We start from the raw sequence: 18,638 nt of genomic DNA, 5'->3' as shown, positions 1-18,638 counted from the left end.
AGAATAATTAAGGAGTCGGTTTGCAAAACGCTAACGATCAGAAAAAACAAACAAGCCAAGAGAACCCGACAGGGTGGTTTTCGAGGTTTCTCGCAACAGTAGAATGGCTTGGAAATCTACTGCCACACCCTATTACACTGTTCGCTTTACTTGCTACAGCGATTGTCATTATCAGTGGTGTTTTAGGCTACTTTGACGTCAGTGTAGTCGACCCTCGCCCGCTTGATGCGAAAGGGCGTGCACCGGATGGCATGATAGAAGTGGTATCGCTGCTTAACGCAGAAGGTTTGCAAAGAATAGTCACACATTTAGTCACCAACTTTACAGGCTTTGCCCCGTTAGGAACGGTGTTAGTGGCCTTGCTAGGGGTGTCCGTTGCTGAACATTCAGGCTTATTGTCAACCGCAATGCGTGCCATGGTCATGAATGCCTCTAAGCGCATGGTAACCGTGGTTATTGTACTGGCGGGTATTTTGTCAAACACGGCTTCAGAGTTGGGTTATGTGGTGTTGATACCGCTGGCGGCAATGATATTTCATTCTTTGGGGCGTCACCCTCTTGCTGGCCTTGCGGCTGCATTTGCTGGTGTGTCTGGTGGTTATAGCGCCAATCTATTACTCGGTACGGTCGACCCCCTCTTGTCAGGTATCACTGAAGCGGCAGCCCATATGATTGATCAAGATTATGTGGTGGGCCCAGAAGTGAATTGGTACTTTATGTTTATCAGTACTTTCTTAGTGGCGGGCCTAGGGGCATTTGTAACGGAGAAAATCGTAGAGCCGCGTTTAGGCCAGTACGACCCAAGTGAAGCCTCAATCGAGTTGGGCAAACAAGAAATGAGTGCTCCAACAGCCCTAGAGAAAAAAGCGTTGCGCTGGGCAGGTGTAAGTTTTGCGCTACTGTGTGGTGTGTTGGCGCTGACCATAGTTCCAGAAAATGGCATTTTAAGACACCCTGAAACTGGTGCCGTTGCTGGCTCGCCATTTTTAAAAGGGATTGTTGCTTTTATTTTTATTACCTTTGCTGTACCTGGATTCGTGTATGGGAAAATCGCTGGTACCATGAATAATGATAAAGACGTCATCAATGCGATGTCTAAAAGTATGGGAGCGATGGGGCTGTACATCACCTTAGTATTTTTTGCCGCGCAGTTTGTGGCTTTCTTCAATTGGACAAATTTGGGGACTGTACTTGCCGTCAAAGGTGCTGAGTTAATTCAAACGATTGGCCTTGACGGCCCTGGCGTATTTATCTTCTTTATCTTGATGTGTGGCATGGTGAACTTGTCCCTTGGCAGTGCTTCGGCCCAATGGGCGGTTACTGCTCCTATTTTCGTTCCCATGTTGATGCTGGTGGGTTTTGCTCCAGAGGTAATTCAAGCGGCGTACCGGATAGGAGATTCAGTGACGAATGTGATTTCACCCATGATGAGTTACTTTGGGTTGATATTAGCTATCGCCGCTCAGTATAAAAAAGACTTAGGCATGGGTACGTTAATTGCCACCATGTTGCCTTACAGTCTTGTATTCATGGTGGGTTGGACCTTGTTATTTTATGTGTGGGTATTTCTTTTAGGCATGCCGGTAGGGCCTGGGGCAGAGACTTATTACACTGGGTAAGTGGCATTTATGTCGCGGTAATAATTACAGCGCATTAAGTCTAATTTGGTGCTTGCAACGTACTTGATGCATTGACGTCTTTAACACAAGTAGAGTGAAGAAATGAAATACCGTTCTAATGAAACGTTTACCCATAAGCAGGCTGATAAAATTGGTGTACTGATCACTAATTTAGGTACACCAGAAGCGCCCGAAAAAGGCGCTTTGAAACGCTATTTGCGCGAGTTTTTATCAGACCCAAGAGTGGTTGAAGTGCCTAAACTAATTTGGTGGATGATTCTTAACTTAGTGATCCTAAACATTCGGCCTAAGCGATCGGCCCATGCTTATAGCACTGTATGGACCGATCGCGGCTCGCCGCTTATGTTTCATACGCAAGATCAAACCAATGCGCTTGCCACAAGTATGCAGCAAAAGTACGGCGACAAAGTAGTGGTAGATTTTGCTATGCGCTATGGTTCGCCGTCGATTGAATCAGTCACTCAGAACATGCTTGAAAAGGGGGTGCGTCAATTGCTGGTGCTGCCGCTTTATCCTCAGTATAGCGGGGCAACGAATGGTTCGACTTTTGATGCCTTGGGCGAGGTATTGCGCAAAACTCGTTGGATACCAGACGTTAGGTTCATCAGTCACTATCATGATTTTACGCCTTATATCGACGCAGTAGCAGGCAGCATTACCGAACACTGGGCCACTCATGGACGAGCCGATAAACTCATATTTACCTATCATGGGATCCCAAAACGGTATCTGACCGCTGGCGACCCGTACCACTGTGAGTGTTATAAAACCTCGCGTTTAGTGGCGGAAAAGCTTGGTCTTGGTAAACATGAGTATATGGTGACGTTTCAATCTCGCTTTGGTCGAGAAGAGTGGTTGCAACCTTATACCGATCATACCCTTAAGTCTTTGCCAGAGCAGGGTGTCAAGTCAGTGCAAATGATTTGCCCTGGTTTCTCCGCTGATTGTTTAGAAACGATTGAGGAAATCGGCATTGAGAACAGAGACTATTTTCTGGAAGCTGGTGGGCAGCGCTACGAATACATCGCTGCGCTCAATGCCCAGCCACAACACATTGCCGCGCTTGAGAGCTTGATTGAAAAGAACCTAGGGGGCTGGGAGTGCCCAGACCGAAACAGTCAATTAAGCGCTGACTTAGCCACCGCCATGGGGAGTGATAAATAATGACTACCCCACAAACACTTAAAGCGCCAGCCGCCTTACGTAAAGCACAAAAAATGGCACATTTGCTTGATACTGCTGTGGGCATACCCTTCACTAAAATCCGTTTCGGCTTAGACAGTATTTTAGGACTCGTACCTGGTATGGGGGATTTAGCAACTGCGGCGATGTCTGCACACATTATTCATTTGGCTGGGCAAATGGGTGCGCCCAAAACACTTCGTATAGCCATGGTGCGCAATGCCATCTTCGATTTCCTGATTGGTTTAATTCCATTTGTTGGGGATATTAGTGATATCTTTTATAAAGCGAACCGCAAGAATATCCGCCTGTTAGAAAACTGGTGGGTTCAAACCCATCATCAGACACTTAAATCCCAAGCTGCTGAGCACCTAAGTCGCTGGGAGAACGAGTCAAACTGATGTAAATACGACTAAAGTTAGCGTTAAACCGCTTTTGTAGTGTAAAAAATCGTCTTTTGTCTAATGTGCAAAATCGGTTAAAGTATTTAGCATTAGTAAGTATTATTTGCGGTTTTGTAGGGATGAATTAGCAGCGCGGCGCTGTATATCTTTGAAGCCCTTTACAACTTGCTTGAGCTGGACATGTATTTATATGAGTAACATCATTAACATCCTATGGGGAGTTTTATTCTTTCTTAGCTTTTCGGCGATTGCTCAAGCACAGCAGGTACTGTCTGTAGCGGTTTTGACCACAAACGAACGTCAAAGTCATATATACCGCGGGGCGTTCAACGACTTTTCATCCCAATCTAGCCAATACGATGTCAAGGTAACCTTCTTTAGCGATAAAGAATTCAAACGCTTATTACCTCGGTGGCTTGAAACGGGTGAATTCGACTTACTCTATTGGCAGGCAGGAGAGCGCCTTCGCTCGCTGATTGCACAAGATGTGATACAGCCAATAGACTCTTTACTGCCAAGGAAAGAGTTACAAAGGTCTATTCAACCCGCGGTATTGCACAGTGTCACGCAGCAAAGCGTCTCCAATGAAGACGCTGCAACTTACGCGCTTCCTATCGCACAATACGGCTGGGGTTTTTACTACAACAAAGCCGTTTTTCAGGAACTCAACGTAAAACCACCCAATAACTGGGAAGAATTCATAGCCCTTTGCCAGCGCATAAAAGAGCAAGGTGCAAATCCATTGGTCCAAGCAGTGCAAGAAGGCTGGCCCGCCCTTGCGTGGTTAGATTATTTGTCGTTAGACGCGGGCGGACTCGAATTTCGTCAGCAAGTCATTGATGGGCAAGCATTGGCAGGCCCAACGACAGAAACGTTTTTAAAACAATTTGAGCAGTTACTTTCAAAGGAATGGTTTTTTGCGCCGCAGCACCACTGGACTTGGCAACAAGTAATGAAAGTAGTCGAAGCTAAGCAAGCAGCAATGACGTTAATGGGACAATTTGCAGAAGGGACTATCGACCCCTTGCGGAACAAAGATATCGGCTTTTTCTCGTTCCCTAAGGCTAATCAAATGAACCAAGCCGAGGTCGCTCCGCTGGAGATATGGGTGGTGCCCCGCTCAGCTAAAAACAAGGCTCACTTGGCGCCATTGCTACGATTTCTGTTGGCCAATAACAAAGAAATGGCCATGGGGTTTGATTCACTGCCTGTGGTAAATACTCAATTTACTCAAGATTTGCCCAGCGACCGAGTTAAGACTGCGGCCAATTCAATAGCAAACTCAAGTACATTGGTGCAGTTTTTTGATCGTGAAGCCAAGGATGATATTGCGAAAAATGCTGCGAGAAGTATCGCTAAAAGTATTTACGAAGATAACTCAGCCCCCTTGCGTGAGGGAATATTGAAGCGCACTCATGTCGATTATGAGATGAATACTTATGCGCAAGCCGCTGAACTTCCTCAACTATATTTTGCTTCAGTCACTGGATTGAAAGAGTCGTTTTTTGCCTCAAACTTGATGCAAGATATTTATCAGCAATTGGGCTATGGCATATCAGTCACGCGGTTTGGCTCCCTTGAAGCGTCTCTTAACGCTTATCGATTTGGCGGGGATGGAGAGTTAATCCGAGTTGACGGTTACAAACATCTTGCTCCTTCTTTGCAGCAAATACCGGAACCTTTAGCCAATGTATCGTTTTACTTGGTATGTAAAGATCTCGATATGTGTGCCACTAGCCTGCCAAAAGCGAGTGAAGTATCCGTTATTAATGATTTACTGGTCGTTAATAACTGGGCCAACGAGAATCAGGTTAAGCTCAAAAAGTACGATACGGTCGAGACCTTATTTCGTGCGTTCAATGACAATGAACAAGGGTTAATGGTGCTCGGTGCCAGCGAGATTATCGACAACAAATTGCTCATCAGTAACAGCACCTACAGAACAATTATTACTGTACCCCTTTATCACTATGTGCATAATAAACATAAGGAATTAATTCCTTTGATTGACAGTGCACTAAAAGAATATAAAAAAACTGAGCAATACCAAACGCTGAAAAACCGATATTGGTTACAGCATAACTAATTACATGTGTTCATTGCCCAGTGCAGCAACTGACACTGGAGCCGTGAAATGAAAATATACGAAACGCAAACCGCACCTACGCCCCGTCGAGTGCGTTTTTTTCTGGCCGAAAAAAACCTTCCCATGGAGTACGTTCAAGTCGACATACAAGGCGGTGAAAATTTAAGCCCTGCTATGCGCGCCCGTAATCCCATGGCTAAAGTGCCTGTGCTGGAACTAGACGACGGCACGTGCATCTATGAATCTGTCTCAATTTGTCGCTACTTCGAAGAGCTGCATCCAGAAAGCCCCCTAATGGGCAGCACGCCATTAGAAAAAGCACAAATCGACATGTGGCAGCGCCAGTGTGAATTCGGCCTTTTCATGCAAATCGGCATGTGTTTTCAACACTCTACGGGATATTTCAAAGATCGTATGACGCCTGTGCCTGAGTATGGAAAAGTCGCCGGGCAAGACGCCGCTAAGTTTCTCGACATTTTAAACAATCGGTTAGCTGAGCATGAATTTATCGCGGGCGATAGATTCAGTATTGCGGATATCACAGCGGTATGTTCAATCGATTTCGGTCGAGTGGTTAATGTGCGGATTTCACCAGAGCAAACACACTTACAACGTTGGTACGATGCCGTTAACGCACGCCCAGCCGCTAAAGCATAAAAAGGATACTTCATGTTTGATTTGTATACCTCGTCTACTCCTAATGGCTGGAAAGCCTCTGTCGCACTTGAAGAAATGCAGTTGCCTTACCAAGTGCACAACATCAACTTAATGGAGCAAGAACAGAAAACTCCTGCATTCCTAGCACGTAACCCCAATGGAAGAATCCCGGTGCTGGTGGACAAAGATGAAGATCATTTCGCCGTGTTCGAGTCCGGCGCGATCATGCTGTATTTAGCTGAAAAAACGGGGCAGTTCATCCCCAGAGATGCCAAAGGCCGTTCGCAAGTTATCCAGTGGTTAATGTTTCAAATGGGCGGGGTAGGGCCAATGATGGGTCAAGCCAACGTGTTTTATCGTTATTTCCCTGAAAAAATTCAACCGGCTATCGAGCGTTACCAAAAAGAAGGCCGACGTCTGTTCGAAGTATTAGACGGACAATTAGCGAAGCATGAATTCCTCGCAGGGGATTACAGCATTGCCGATATGGCAAATTGGTGCTGGGTACGCACGTACGAATGGTCAGGCATCGATATTTCAGGCCTGGATAATTTAGTACGTTGGAAGAACAGCATCGAAGCCAGACCATTGGCCCGTAAAGGCACCCAAGTACCGGATAAAATTGACAAAGAAAATTTGGTCAAAGGGGCACAAACCATTGTCACTCGGTAATTCCTCTGACGTAGAACAATGCTTATATCAAAGAAAGCACGAGGGACAGCGTAATGTCTAAATTACGCTCGTCTTTTGATATCACCAGTTATGGCATATACAAGCACTGGGGTGAACATGACAAAGCCTTGCCCAAGATAAAAACCTTCACCACGGACATTCCAGCCGAACTGGATATAGAATTCGGTTTTATTATTAACTGTAAAAAAGCCAAGGGCAAAAAGCTTACGTACTGGATTTATCATCCAGATATTCCTGACGACAAAGGAAACATCATGCCCCCGTTCCAAGGCGAGGTGTACGTAGACAACAACGACTGGGACTTCTATCTAGGGGACACCATCTGGCCGCCTATAGAAAATAAAGTGGGAGACTGGCGAATGGTGATAGAACTAAATGGCAAAGTATTAGCAGAAAAAACCTTCAGCGTACTAATAGAACACGGTGATGGCGAAATTCAATTCTGGAAACGTCGGGGGTATTGAAGAAGAAAAATAAAGCCGTATTTACCCAGAGAGTATTTCTGAGATTCCCTCCTATAGACCTCACTTTTTTTCTAGACGATGGAGCATTGTCCTAATTCGCTGTTTGCGCATAGTTAATTCGCCCTTTTACGGCCAATTGTTTAGGTGAATGTGACAGCCGCTTGATATAGCACGATTTTCTTCTTCGGTTACGTTTTCGGATATAAGGCACCACAATAAGTAAGCAGCAAAGCTGTGCGCCGTGGGCAAAGGCGATAGGTGTCCGCAGGACATAAAAAACAAGCATAAAAAAAGCGCCAAATTGGCGCTTTTCACGTTCTTTTCAAAGAGCCTTCTACACAGCTCTTATAAACAAGATCAATTTTTGCCTGTTTCGTTCTTCATGTACTTAAAGAAGTCACTGTCAGGCTCAAGCACGATAACGTCTTGCTTGTTGCTGAAGCTGTTCTTGTATGCATCCATACTACGTAGGAAGTTATAAAACTCAGCGTCTTTGGTATAGGTTTTAGCGTAAATTTCAGCGGCTTTTGCATCCCCTTCACCACGTAATTTACGAGCGTTACGTTCTGCGTCAGCAAGCATTACGGTCACTTTTGCGTCCATATTTGCTTTGATGAATTCAGCTTTCTCTTTACCTTCAGAGCGATGCTCACGGGCAACCGCGTCACGTTCAGTACGCATACGTTGGAAAATGTAGTTACGTACTTCCAGCGGTAAGTTGATTTGCTTAACACGTACGTCAACAATTTCGATACCGAGTTCATCTGAGCTATCTGATGCTTGCGCCATCGCTTCGTCCATCAACTCTGAGCGCTCACCAGATACGATTTGCGAAATGGTACGAGTACCAAATTCAGAACGTAGTCCGTTGTTTACTTTTTGTTGTAAAAGGATTTCAGCGTTGTCTTTAAAGCCACCTGTTGCCAAGTAGTATTTAGCAAAGTCTTTGATTTTCCATTTGACGTATAAATCAACGATTAAGTCCTTTTTCTCTGACGTAACAAAACGGTCAGCTACTTCATCCAATGTTTGAATACGTGCGTCTAGGGTTACAACGCGGTCAATTAGCGGTAGCTTAAAGTGTAAGCCGGGCTCGAAAACCACGGTTTCACCGCTGTCGCTATCACGTTGAACTTTACCGAATTGAATCACGATGGCCTTTTCACCTTCGTCCACGACAAACAGTGAGCTAAGGACCAATGCACCTAGTGCGATAATGATGACGATTAAGAAATTTTTCATCGCTTAGTTTCTCCCACTACGTGAACTGCCACTACGAATGCCGTTATCTTGTGAGCCACTATTTGATACTGGATCTTGATTACGTAAACCTTCTAGCGTTCTACGGTTTGTTGATGGCGATGTGCTGGAGGCTTGTTTTTCCAGGATTTTGTCTAGTGGTAGATAAAGCATGTTGCCACTACCTTTGGTGTCTACCATGATTTTGCTGGTGTTAGCGTACACTTCTTCCAACGTTTCCAAGTAAATACGGCTACGCGTCACTTCAGGGGCTGCTTTATATTGAGGAAGCAACTCTTCGAAACGTGCAACTTCACCTTGCGCCTGCAGGATAGATTGCTCTTTATATGCTTGCGCTTCTTCCGCCATACGATTGACTTGACCACGAGCACGAGGCTCGATTTCACGAGAATAAGCTTCTGCTTCATTGATAAAGCGTTGCTCATCTTCTTGGGCGGCAATAGCGTCATCAAATGCGGCTTTCACCTCTTCTGGAGGGCGGGCATCTTTAAAGTTCATATCAACTATTGAGATCCCCATATCGTAGGGTTCTAAAATTGCTTGAAGTTCGTCACGTACATTTTGACGTGCCACTTCACGGCCGCTGGTGAGGATGTCATCCATTTTTGAATGACCCACTACGTAGCGAATGGCACTGTCAAACGCTTGGCTCAAGCTTGTTTCTGGGCTAGTCACCGAGAAGCTGTACTTATACGGTTCAAGAATACGGTATTGTACTTCCATCTCAACCCGCACCACGTTTTCATCTTCGGTCAGCATAGAGCCAGAAGAAGGCAGTGAACGTACCGTTTGCACGTCAACGGGTAACACACTATCAACGAACGTCGGTTTCCAGCGTAGGCCAGGCTCAACAAAGTGGCTGAACTCACCGAAACGCAATACCACACCGCGCTCAGCTTCACGTATGGTGTAAAAACCACTGATGAACCAAACGATAACTAAAAGGCCAACAACCAAACCAAGACCCAAACCGAAGCCTTTGCCGTCAGAAGAGCCGCCTTTTCCACCACCGAACTTTCCGAATTTATTTAAAATATTTTTAAATACTTCGTCTAAATCAGGTGGACCTTGATCGCGACCACCGCGGTTCTTCCACGGATCGTTATTGTTACCACCGGGCTCATTCCAAGCCATCTTTACTCTCCAAATAGTTAATCATATATATTTTGTTTATAAATTCTACGTACCGGATAACCGCTATGCTTCAGTGCTTTTCACAATAAGGGCTGCTAAATCAGCATCAGAGTGTTTTGCCAAACGCTGCCAATCTGCAAGAGGCATATGTATCTCTACTAACCAGTCACCATTATCGGCATAAGATTCTTTAGAGATGCAGTTTAAATTAAACAAATCACCTCGTAGTTTACCTTCTTGCGGTGGAATGCGTAACTGATGCCGCACCATATTCTGTGCTAGACAATCGCTCAGTGCTTCGAACAATAATTCAGTTCCTAAGCCTTGCTGTGCCGACATCCAGACGCGAGTTGGTACGCCGTTTTCATCTCGATCGATCCGTGGCTCAACGCCGTCCATGCGATCAATCTTGTTACAAATCATTAATTGGGGTATTTCGTCAGAGTCAATCTCGTCCAATACCTCATTAACCTGATCGATATTCTCACGAAATTGGTCATCGGAATAGTCAACCACGTGGAGTAATAAATCTGCCTGCTGCGTTTCTTGAAGTGTTGCCTTGAAAGCGGCGACCAAATCATGAGGAAGATGGCGAATAAATCCAACCGTGTCAGCCAATATTGCTGGGCCAACGTCCTGTAACTCAATTCGTCTCAATGTTGGGTCTAACGTGGCAAATAGTTGATCCGCTGCGTATACCTCAGACTGAGTGATCGTATTGAACAAGGTCGACTTACCAGCATTGGTATAACCCACAAGCGCTAGGGTCGGGATTTCAGCCCGCACTCGCGCGCGCCTGCCTTGTTCACGCTGTTTTTGTACTTTGCGTAACCGCCCCTGAATACTTTTAATACGCGCACGCAGCAAACGTCTGTCGGTTTCTAATTGTGTTTCGCCTGGACCACGCAAGCCTATCCCGCCTTTTTGACGCTCAAGGTGAGTCCAGCCGCGGATAAGACGTGTAGAAATATGTTTAAGTTGGGCGAGCTCTACTTGTAACTTACCTTCGTGGGTACGTGCACGTTGCGCAAAAATATCTAAAATCAATCCGGTGCGATCCAGCACACGGCATTTACATAATTGCTCTAAGTTACGTTCTTGAGATGGCGATAAACTGTGATTAAAAATAACCACATCAGCTTCAGATGCTCTAACGGTGTTCGCTATTTCTTCTGCTTTGCCACTGCCGACAAAATAGCGCGTATGAGGAGCATTACGGCTGCCAGTAACGACATCAACCGCGTTTACTCCCGCAGATGTGGCCAACAACTGAAGTTCTAGTAGATCTTCTTTGCTGTTGTCATCAGAAAAATCTATATGTACTAATACAGCCTGTTCGCCTGCTTCATAACGGTCAAACAAGCCGTTCTCCTGGGACCTTCACTAACTATTGGTTCTCGTCAGCATCCGCATGAGGATTAGTAGCAGCAACCGGTAACGCCCGTGAAGGAACGACGGTAGAAATTGCATGCTTATATACCATTTGGCTGACGGTGTTTTTTAGCAAAATGACAAATTGGTCAAATGACTCAACTTGACCCTGCAATTTAATCCCGTTGACAAGATAAATTGATACAGGAATACGCTCTTTGCGTAGCGCATTTAAAAATGGGTCTTGTAAAGACTGCCCTTTAGCCATCATCTATCCTTTCTTTTTATTATCAAACTCGCCTTTTTGCCCAGTATACAGAATTTAAAAAGGCTGTATAGCTCGCGGCTCACGTACGAATTCTGCTGAGTTTCATCACATTAGTCAAATTGTCTTTTGAAAAGGTATCTAACCAATGTAGGTTTTGCCAACTGCGTAACCACGTTAGTTGGCGTTTAGCCAGTTGTCTGGTGGCTGCCAAGCCTTTTTCGCGCATTTCTTGGTAACTATTTTCACCGTCTAAATACTGCCACATTTGTCGATAACCCACACAGCGCATAGACGGTAAATCTAAATGTAAATCTGCTCGAGATTTTAATTTTATAACTTCATCTTCAAAACCAGAATTCAGCATAATATCAAAGCGTTGTGCGATTCTATCGTGCAAAATATGTCTGTCTGATGGCGCTATAGCAAATTGTGAAAATTGATATGGGGCCGAAGGTTGTTTATTCAAACTTAATTCGGTCATAGATTTACCACTGATGCGATAAATCTCTAAAGCACGGCTCAAACGCTGCGGATCATTAGGGTGAATACGCTGTGCTGAAACCGGGTCTATGCCTTGTAATTCCTGATGTAGCGCTTGCCAGCCATTTTTCTCGGCTTGCTTTTCAATTTCTGCTCTGACCAGTGGATTTGCTTGAGGTAAAGTGGATAAACCGTCGGTTAATGCCTTGTAATACATCATGGTGCCACCGACCAACAATGGAATACGCCCGCGCTGAGCAATATCTTGCATGGCTGCTAAAGCATCGCGTCTAAATTCAGCCACAGAATAACTTTGTACTGGGTCGAGTATGTCGATGAGTCGATGGGGGGCTTGAGCAAGCTCTTCGGCCGTGGGCTTGGCGGTACCAATATCCATCCCTTTATAAATTAACGCTGAATCAACACTGATTATTTCACAGGGAAGGGCCTGACAAAGCGCAATGGCCAGTGCGGTTTTACCGGAAGCCGTAGGCCCCATGAGTAAAATAGCAGGTGGAAGCTGTTGATTGTCAGTGTGTTGATTCAATATGGGCGCTTACTAAAGTTGCCAGCGGTAATAACACCGCTGTATTCATCAAAGTTTCAAACGTACGTGGGTAAGCAATGAGTGCTGTCCACGTTTCATGCATCTGAAGTGGGGTAAGTTTTGGTGAATGCAATGCGATGCAATTAAATAAATGTGTTTTAACCTCGTTTTCATCTGAAACGGCGTTATCAAGCAACTCGGGCAGTATGTTTGCCCAAGGTAGATGGCGCATACCAGATGGTACCTTTTTCAAGATAACGCGCTTTTGACTCCAACCGATTTCTACACGGTTATTCAGTAGCGCTTCATACATGGCTTGTGCTCGCTGAAGCGCGGGCTGGTCAGCGACAATTGAAACTGGCATCAGTAATGGTTGTGACACACAGTTATCTGTATCAAAGGTGGTACTGATGTGCGCCGCCACAAGGGCGCGGATAGTTAACACATAGTGCTGAGCTTCAAACAGCACCAATAGTCTTTCTTCGTCCACCGGCACGCATAAGTGCTCATTCTGGGCGGAGTGTGTCACGTCACTGTTAAGCACATGCTGGGTGCTCATGAGTTGTTGGTAACCTTTTACCGCCTGTGCCGATAAACTATTGCCAGAGCCAGAGCCAGAGCCAGAGCCAGAGCCAGGAGCTTGAGCGCGCCCAGCTGTATTGTTGAGTGAGTGGTTTTCAGACGTTAATGACTCGCTACTTAGGGCCGACGAATAATCTGGCAATGAAGAATGCATCTGGGAAGCTGGCGCCCCTTCAGCAACACCGGTAGTTGATTGCTGGGCCGATTGAAGAGGGGCAATGTAATCGTGTTGCAGCGTCACCTCTGCCAACTGGCTGGGCCCAGATTGCGCTGGTGTGTTGCTAAAGTATTGATGGATGCCATCAGCAAGCGCACGAAAGATAAAATCATGGACTAAACGAGCTTGATGAAAGCGTACTTCATGTTTGGCTGGGTGCACATTTACATCCACTTCATGGTGCGCAATGTTTAAGTACAGCACGTAATTTGGCGATGAATCAGGGCTGATAACGCCTTCAAACGCTTGGCGAATGGCGTGGTTAATCAACTTATCGCGCATCATGCGACCGTTTACGTAGAAATACTGCACATCGGATTGCTGGGTCGTTGCATCAGGCGGGGCTATCCAGCCGGTTAATTGCATATCTTGATAGTGGCTGTCTAAAGCGATGGCCGTATTGGCAAAATCCTTATTACAAATCGCCCCTAAGCGTTTAAGGTGATCGGTTTGCTCAGTAAGCGCAGGGTATTTGCGCAGTAATTTACCATTGTGCTTTAAGCTAAAGCTGACATCGAAGCGACTTAACGAAATACGCCTGATGACCTCATCAATATGATTGAACTCAGTTTTTTCAGCCCGTAAAAATTTACGCCGAGCAGGGGTGTTAAAGAATAAATCAATCACCTCAACACTGCTGCCATCAGGATGAGCCACAGGGTTTAATTGCACCTGCATGTCGCGTCCTTCTGCGTGGGCTTGCCATGCCTGTGGCTGATTTATGGGTTTTGAGGTCAATGTTAAGCGTGCCACTGAGCTAATACTGGCTAAAGCTTCTCCGCGAAAGCCCAAACTGTGAATGTGCTCTAAGTCGTCTAGGGAGCTAATTTTACTGGTGGCGTGGCGACTTAAAGCAAGTGCCAGCTGGTCTTTTTCGATACCACCGCCATTGTCGCGAATACAAATGCGCTTATGCCCACCTTTGTCTATTTCGATATCAATTTGACTCGCCCCAGAGTCGAGACTGTTTTCGACTAACTCTTTAACAACAGACGCAGGTCTTTCCACCACTTCACCTGCGGCGATTTGGTTAGCAAGTTGAGCGGGTAAAATACGTATCGTTGCACTGGTGGCTGACAAAAAAAGACCTTAAAAAGATAATTGAGCTGTGGCGTTATTGTATAACGGACTAAGTGCGAGGAATAGTCAGCACTTGTCCTATGCGTACTACATCGGAGCTTAAGTTATTCGCGGCTTTAATATCACCTACGCCTACATTGTAGCGCTGGGCAAGTAACGATAGGCTTTCGCCGCTGCGCACTCTGTGAGTACGATTACGGCGTTTCTGTTTTGCCCATAGTGAATCATCAGGCGGGGAGTCTAAAAAGTGGGTTTTCACCGCGGTAAAGATTGAATCGGCCAGTTGCTGACGGAATTTGGACCAATTCAAATTCTTCTCTTCGCTTGGGTTTGAGATAAAACCCGTTTCAACCAAAATGGACGGAATATCAGGCGCGGTTAATACCGCTAAGCTAGCCGCCTGGGGGATTTTTTTGTGCATTCTGGTGATGCCCCGCAACTTGCCTATGACCTTACGGCTTAAATCGTAACTGGTGGTGAGAGAGTGATCCATAGACATATCTAACAAGGCTTGTGTTAAGTAGCGCTCGCTTGCGGTGTCTTGAATGACCTCTGCAGCCCCTCCAAGTAGCTCAGAGTGGCGTTCTGATTTTTCCATCCAACGGCCTAACTCTGAATTAGCGCGGCGCATAGATAATACCCACACCGAAGCCCCTCGCGGTTGAGGTGTAGTAAAGGCGTCAGCGTGTATTGATATCAGCAAGTCTGCTTTGTGCTTGCGGGCGATGTCGGGGCGTTTATTAGGGGAAATATAATAATCGCCTGAGCGCGTCATAACCGCTTTCATTCCGGGTTCGGCATCGATCAGTTTGGCTAAGCGCTGGGCGACATTCAGGGTGATATTTTTTTCAAATGTGCCGCCGCGGCCAATAGACCCAGGGTCTTCACCGCCATGGCCAGCATCTAACACGATCACAATGTCGCGTGATTGTTGAGAATTATTGTGTTTGACAACAGTAGGGGCAGTTTGAGGGGCGTTTTTATCATCTAAATCTATTACTAAACGATTTCGATAGGGCTCGGTCGGTGGCAAGGCAAATAGCGTGCTTTCGAGCTTTTTCTTTAACTCAATGACAACCCGTATGCTGCCTTTTTCTTTGGCTGAGCTATAGCGAACCTTTTTAACTAAAGGACTCTTATTCGCGAGTTTAGCAAAGTCGAAATTTTTCTCAGTGTCCGCTAAATCAATGACTAAGCGATCAGGGTTACCTAAGGTGAAATAGCTATATTCTGGTGTGTCTTCAAGATCAAATACGATCCGCGTGCTGCCGGGGGAGGGCCAAATTCGGACACTATCAATGGCATTTTTGGCGAAACTGGCAGGAACGACCAAGAGCAGCATAATGCTGAAAATTCCCGCTGTTATTTTTTGCCAAAGATACTTCATTTTTGGGCCAATTCGCTCAGTAGTGTTTGTCCATATTCGTTATTTGCTTGCACAGTTAACGAGCGACTATTTTCAATAAATTCAATACTAATGTGTAAATCTGCCGCTGCCAAGAGGCCTTCGCCTTTATCTGCCCATTCGATTAAGCATATGCAGTCGTCGTCAAAATAATCACGGATCCCGATAAACTCTAGCTCTTCAGGATCAGATAGACGATATAAGTCAAAGTGAAATATGCGCCAGTCATTTATTTCGTATGGCTCCACCAGTGTATAGGTGGGGCTTTTAACTCGCCCTTTGTAGCCTAAAGCGTGAATAAAACCGCGGCAAAAAGAGGTCTTCCCTGCACCGAGATCTCCTTCCAGATAAATGACCGTAGCGCGGCTGCAGAGATTGGCAAGCTGCCCAGCTAATTCAGTTGTGGCCTGCTCATCCGCTAAATAAAAAGAATGCTTCATGTGGGATTAACTAATACTCGTAAAGGTTCAAAAAGATCGCTGGCAAGCATACCACGTTGACCATATTGGTGGGCAACGTTATCCGCAGCGTTTGCGTGCAAACATACCCCATATAAAGCCGCTTGCGTGGCCGTCATCTTTTGGGCAAGAAGCCCAGCAATTATCCCCGTGAGTGTATCGCCCATCCCGGCGGTTGCCATACCAGGATTGCCGTCAGTGCAAATCCAGCTTTGTTCACCATTGCTAATGATGCTGCCAGCTCCTTTAAGTACCGCTATGGTATTATATTTGTTCGCCAGAGCCTGGGCTGCTTTTATACGGTCTTGCTCGATTTCGGCAACGCTGCTACCCAGCAAACGCGCTGCTTCTCCTGGGTGAGGGGTGATCACACTGCGCTCTTTTGACAACGCGCTTTGGTGTGAAGCACTACCGTCTGCCAGCAAATTGAGTCCATCGGCGTCAATAACGCAGGGTTTTTGCGTCGAATGTAAATGGTTCATTACCTCATTAAATAAGGACACAGCCCATTCGTCAGTGCCTAAACCTGGTCCCATAGCGATGCAGGAAGACCAATCAAGTTGTGATGAAAGTTGGTCGCTGGCTAACATTAACTCTGGGCGACCCATGGAGATAGGCAATCGGCTGTCGCTATGGCAATAAGCTCGCACTAGCGCTGCGCCTGTGCGAAGCGCGGCTTCACTCGTCAAACGTAACGAGCCTGGCATGCCTGTATTGGCACCCAGCGTCAGCAAACGGCCAAAGTGGCCTTTGTGGGCATTGGCTTCACGTTTATTCAGTGTGGGTAAGTGGGCATAATTGACCAAGTAAGCATGAGGCGTGGCAATCGCATTGAAAGCATCTGCTATATCTAAATCATCATAGATGAGCTTGCCGCAATATGATTTGCCTTGTCCTGTCAGCAAGCCCGCTTTTAGGGCAACTACCGTGACGGTACAATCGGCTTGTACGCAGGCACCAAGTGGAACGCCCGTATCAGAATTTAGCCCTGAAGGTACATCAATGCTCAATATTGGCAGGTTCGACGCGTTGACAGCATTGATGAGATCAAGGGCGTCATCTCTAACTTGGCCATTTAATCCTGTGCCGAGAATGCCATCGACGACAACGTCATAAATTGAAAAATCTGCATCTCGCCATGGAATAATCTCTCCGCCTTCTGATAACCAAGTCTGCTGCGCAGTATAGGCATCACCGTGCAGTGGTTTATCCGGAACAAGGGCGGCCACTGTCACTTGCCAGCCAAAAAATTTAGCCAAGGTGGCAACCACATAGCCGTCACCCGCATTGTTGCCGGCACCTACTACTACTAGTAAATTATGCACATAGGGAAAGATGACTTTGAGATGGCGGAATACACCTTGCCCCGCACGCTGCATTAACGCGTACATCTGATAGCCGCTGGCTGCCGCGGCGGCTTTTTCCTGTTGACGTACCTGCTGCGCGAGAAAAACTTTCTGTGATAAACTGCTCGGCGCCCAATTTTCCGTCAAGGTTGTTAATGTCTTTTGCACAATATGATCTCCATCAATTAGCCCAAAATATCAAGGCTTGGGGCGAAGCGCTAGGCTTTCAACAAGTTGGTATTGCTGATATTGATTTATCTACTCATGAAGACAAGCTGCAATCGTGGTTGGACAGTGGCTATCATGGGCAAATGAACTTTATGGCTGAGCATGGCATGAAGCGCGCGAGGCCAGCTGAGTTGTTGCCCGGTACCCTGCGCGTTATTAGCGTGCGTATGGATTACTTACCCCCAGATGCCAAATTTGCTCACACGTTAAAAAATAAAGAGTCAGCTTATATAAGCCGTTACGCATTGGGCCGTGACTACCACAAATTATTGCGTAATAGATTGAAAAAACTGGGCGAAAAAATTCGCACAGAATGTACAACCGTTAACTTTAGGCCGTTCGTAGACTCCGCCCCTGTGCTAGAACATGCGCTGGCGGAAAAAGCCGGTATCGGCTGGACGGGTAAGCACTCGCTTACGTTGAATCAACAAGGCGGGTCATGGTTTTTCTTAGGGGAGTTGTTTATCGATATTCCGCTACCGGTTGATGCGCCAGTTGAAGAACAATGCGGCAGCTGCAATGCGTGTATTACCATTTGCCCTACCCAGGCGATCGTCGCACCTTATGTAGTAGATGCTAAACGCTGTATTTCCTACTTAACCATAGAATTAAAAGGGGCTATTCCAGAAGCGTTTCGCCGTGCCTTGGGCAATCGCATTTATGGTTGCGATGATTGCCAACTGATTTGCCCGTGGAATCGCTACGCGAAAATTACCAATGAAACTGATTTTCACCCTAGAGACGTTTTACAAGGTAGAACATTAGCCGAGTTGGCGATGTGGGACGAGAGCACGTTTTTAAAAAATACCGAAGGGTCCGCTATTCGTCGCATAGGGCATGAACGTTGGCAACGCAATATCTCGATTGCCTTAGGCAATGCACCTTATTCGACGCATACCTATGAGGCAATCACAGCGTTAGCTGCTCACGGTACAGATTTGGTGAAAGAGCATGCTCGCTGGGCGCTAAATGAGCAGGACTTAAAGAAAGCACAAAGCATCTCAGTCGTGGCCGTTGACGATATTACGCCTCGAGACGATTCGTTATTGGCCCCGCAAGAAAAACGCTTAAATCAGCGGTTAATTCGCAGCATCGAGAAAGGCCTGGCACGAGACGCTTAACACGTTCGCATACAC

The 18,638-nt window shown here is 46.1% G+C and carries 17 protein-coding genes; 8 read left to right on the top strand and 9 right to left on the bottom strand.

Annotation, left to right across the window (positions count from 1 at the left end; all coding sequences use genetic code 11):
- Positions 1 to 20: 20 nt before the first annotated feature.
- The 7 genes from AC0L6N_RS18325 to AC0L6N_RS18295 all read left to right on the top strand — a co-directional run bounded on the left by AC0L6N_RS18325 (position 21) and on the right by AC0L6N_RS18295 (position 7,126).
- A complete protein-coding gene (locus tag AC0L6N_RS18325; protein ID WP_473476643.1) occupies positions 21 to 1,619 on the top strand; it encodes an AbgT family transporter in 1,599 nt (532 codons plus the stop codon).
- 102 nt (positions 1,620 to 1,721) lie between these two features.
- Positions 1,722 to 2,804, top strand: a complete 1,083-nt coding sequence (gene hemH / locus AC0L6N_RS18320) for a ferrochelatase (RefSeq protein WP_473476641.1) — start codon at positions 1,722 to 1,724, stop codon at positions 2,802 to 2,804.
- Complete coding sequence (locus AC0L6N_RS18315) at positions 2,804 to 3,223, top strand: DUF4112 domain-containing protein (RefSeq protein WP_473476639.1); 420 nt, start codon at positions 2,804 to 2,806, stop codon at positions 3,221 to 3,223. Before hemH ends, AC0L6N_RS18315 begins: the two co-directional genes overlap by 1 nt.
- A gap of 193 nt (positions 3,224 to 3,416) precedes the next feature.
- Complete coding sequence (locus tag AC0L6N_RS18310) at positions 3,417 to 5,312, top strand: ABC transporter substrate-binding protein (protein WP_473476636.1); 1,896 nt, start codon at positions 3,417 to 3,419, stop codon at positions 5,310 to 5,312.
- A 48-nt stretch (positions 5,313 to 5,360) separates the two neighbouring features.
- On the top strand, positions 5,361 to 5,969 hold the full coding sequence (locus tag AC0L6N_RS18305; RefSeq protein ID WP_473476633.1) for a glutathione S-transferase family protein: 609 nt from the start codon (positions 5,361 to 5,363) through the stop codon (positions 5,967 to 5,969).
- A gap of 12 nt (positions 5,970 to 5,981) precedes the next feature.
- Entirely contained in the window at positions 5,982 to 6,641 is a 660-nt protein-coding gene (locus AC0L6N_RS18300; protein ID WP_473476630.1) for a glutathione S-transferase family protein, read from the top strand.
- Between the two features lie 53 nt (positions 6,642 to 6,694).
- The gene (locus tag AC0L6N_RS18295; RefSeq protein ID WP_473476627.1) at positions 6,695 to 7,126 is read left to right on the top strand and encodes a DUF3859 domain-containing protein; all 432 of its coding nucleotides are present in this window, start codon (positions 6,695 to 6,697) and stop codon (positions 7,124 to 7,126) included.
- 357 nt (positions 7,127 to 7,483) lie between these two features.
- Here the strand turns inward: AC0L6N_RS18295 and hflC are convergent, their stop codons facing one another.
- From hflC to AC0L6N_RS18250, 9 genes are all read right to left on the bottom strand, one after another.
- Positions 7,484 to 8,368, bottom strand: coding sequence for a protease modulator HflC (gene hflC / locus AC0L6N_RS18290; protein WP_033185239.1), 885 nt, complete (start codon positions 8,366 to 8,368; stop codon positions 7,484 to 7,486).
- Between the two features lie 3 nt (positions 8,369 to 8,371).
- Entirely contained in the window at positions 8,372 to 9,520 is a 1,149-nt protein-coding gene (gene hflK / locus AC0L6N_RS18285; RefSeq protein ID WP_011576681.1) for an FtsH protease activity modulator HflK, read from the bottom strand.
- 63 nt (positions 9,521 to 9,583) lie between these two features.
- Complete coding sequence (gene hflX / locus AC0L6N_RS18280) at positions 9,584 to 10,882, bottom strand: ribosome rescue GTPase HflX (protein WP_473476625.1); 1,299 nt, start codon at positions 10,880 to 10,882, stop codon at positions 9,584 to 9,586.
- Positions 10,883 to 10,907: 25 nt separating this feature from the next.
- Positions 10,908 to 11,159: an RNA chaperone Hfq gene (gene hfq / locus AC0L6N_RS18275; RefSeq protein ID WP_006994043.1), complete on the bottom strand. Its 252-nt coding sequence runs from the start codon at positions 11,157 to 11,159 to the stop codon at positions 10,908 to 10,910.
- Positions 11,160 to 11,238: 79 nt separating this feature from the next.
- Positions 11,239 to 12,186 carry a tRNA (adenosine(37)-N6)-dimethylallyltransferase MiaA gene (miaA, locus tag AC0L6N_RS18270; protein WP_473476624.1) on the bottom strand — a complete coding sequence of 316 codons (948 nt, stop codon included), beginning with the start codon at positions 12,184 to 12,186 and terminating at the stop codon, positions 11,239 to 11,241.
- Positions 12,170 to 14,065, bottom strand: a complete 1,896-nt coding sequence (gene mutL, locus AC0L6N_RS18265; protein ID WP_473476621.1) for a DNA mismatch repair endonuclease MutL — start codon at positions 14,063 to 14,065, stop codon at positions 12,170 to 12,172. Before mutL ends, miaA begins: the two co-directional genes overlap by 17 nt.
- 49 nt (positions 14,066 to 14,114) lie before the next feature.
- On the bottom strand, positions 14,115 to 15,452 hold the full coding sequence (locus AC0L6N_RS18260) for an N-acetylmuramoyl-L-alanine amidase (protein ID WP_473476618.1): 1,338 nt from the start codon (positions 15,450 to 15,452) through the stop codon (positions 14,115 to 14,117).
- Positions 15,449 to 15,910 (bottom strand): tRNA (adenosine(37)-N6)-threonylcarbamoyltransferase complex ATPase subunit type 1 TsaE, encoded by a 462-nt coding sequence (tsaE, locus tag AC0L6N_RS18255; protein WP_006994039.1) that lies wholly within the window; start codon positions 15,908 to 15,910, stop codon positions 15,449 to 15,451. The genes AC0L6N_RS18260 and tsaE overlap by 4 nt, the downstream gene beginning before the upstream one ends.
- Positions 15,907 to 17,442 (bottom strand): NAD(P)H-hydrate dehydratase, encoded by a 1,536-nt coding sequence (locus tag AC0L6N_RS18250; protein ID WP_473476617.1) that lies wholly within the window; start codon positions 17,440 to 17,442, stop codon positions 15,907 to 15,909. The genes tsaE and AC0L6N_RS18250 overlap by 4 nt, the downstream gene beginning before the upstream one ends.
- Between AC0L6N_RS18250 and queG the strand changes: the two genes are divergently transcribed.
- The gene (gene queG, locus AC0L6N_RS18245; protein ID WP_473476615.1) at positions 17,430 to 18,623 is read left to right on the top strand and encodes a tRNA epoxyqueuosine(34) reductase QueG; all 1,194 of its coding nucleotides are present in this window, start codon (positions 17,430 to 17,432) and stop codon (positions 18,621 to 18,623) included. The genes AC0L6N_RS18250 and queG overlap by 13 nt on opposite strands.
- Positions 18,624 to 18,638: the final 15 nt, after the last annotated feature.

Source organism: Paraglaciecola sp. G1-13 (genome assembly GCF_055809255.1).
Note: the sequence above shows the minus strand (reverse complement) of the source record. Positions and strands in the feature narration are given on the sequence as shown.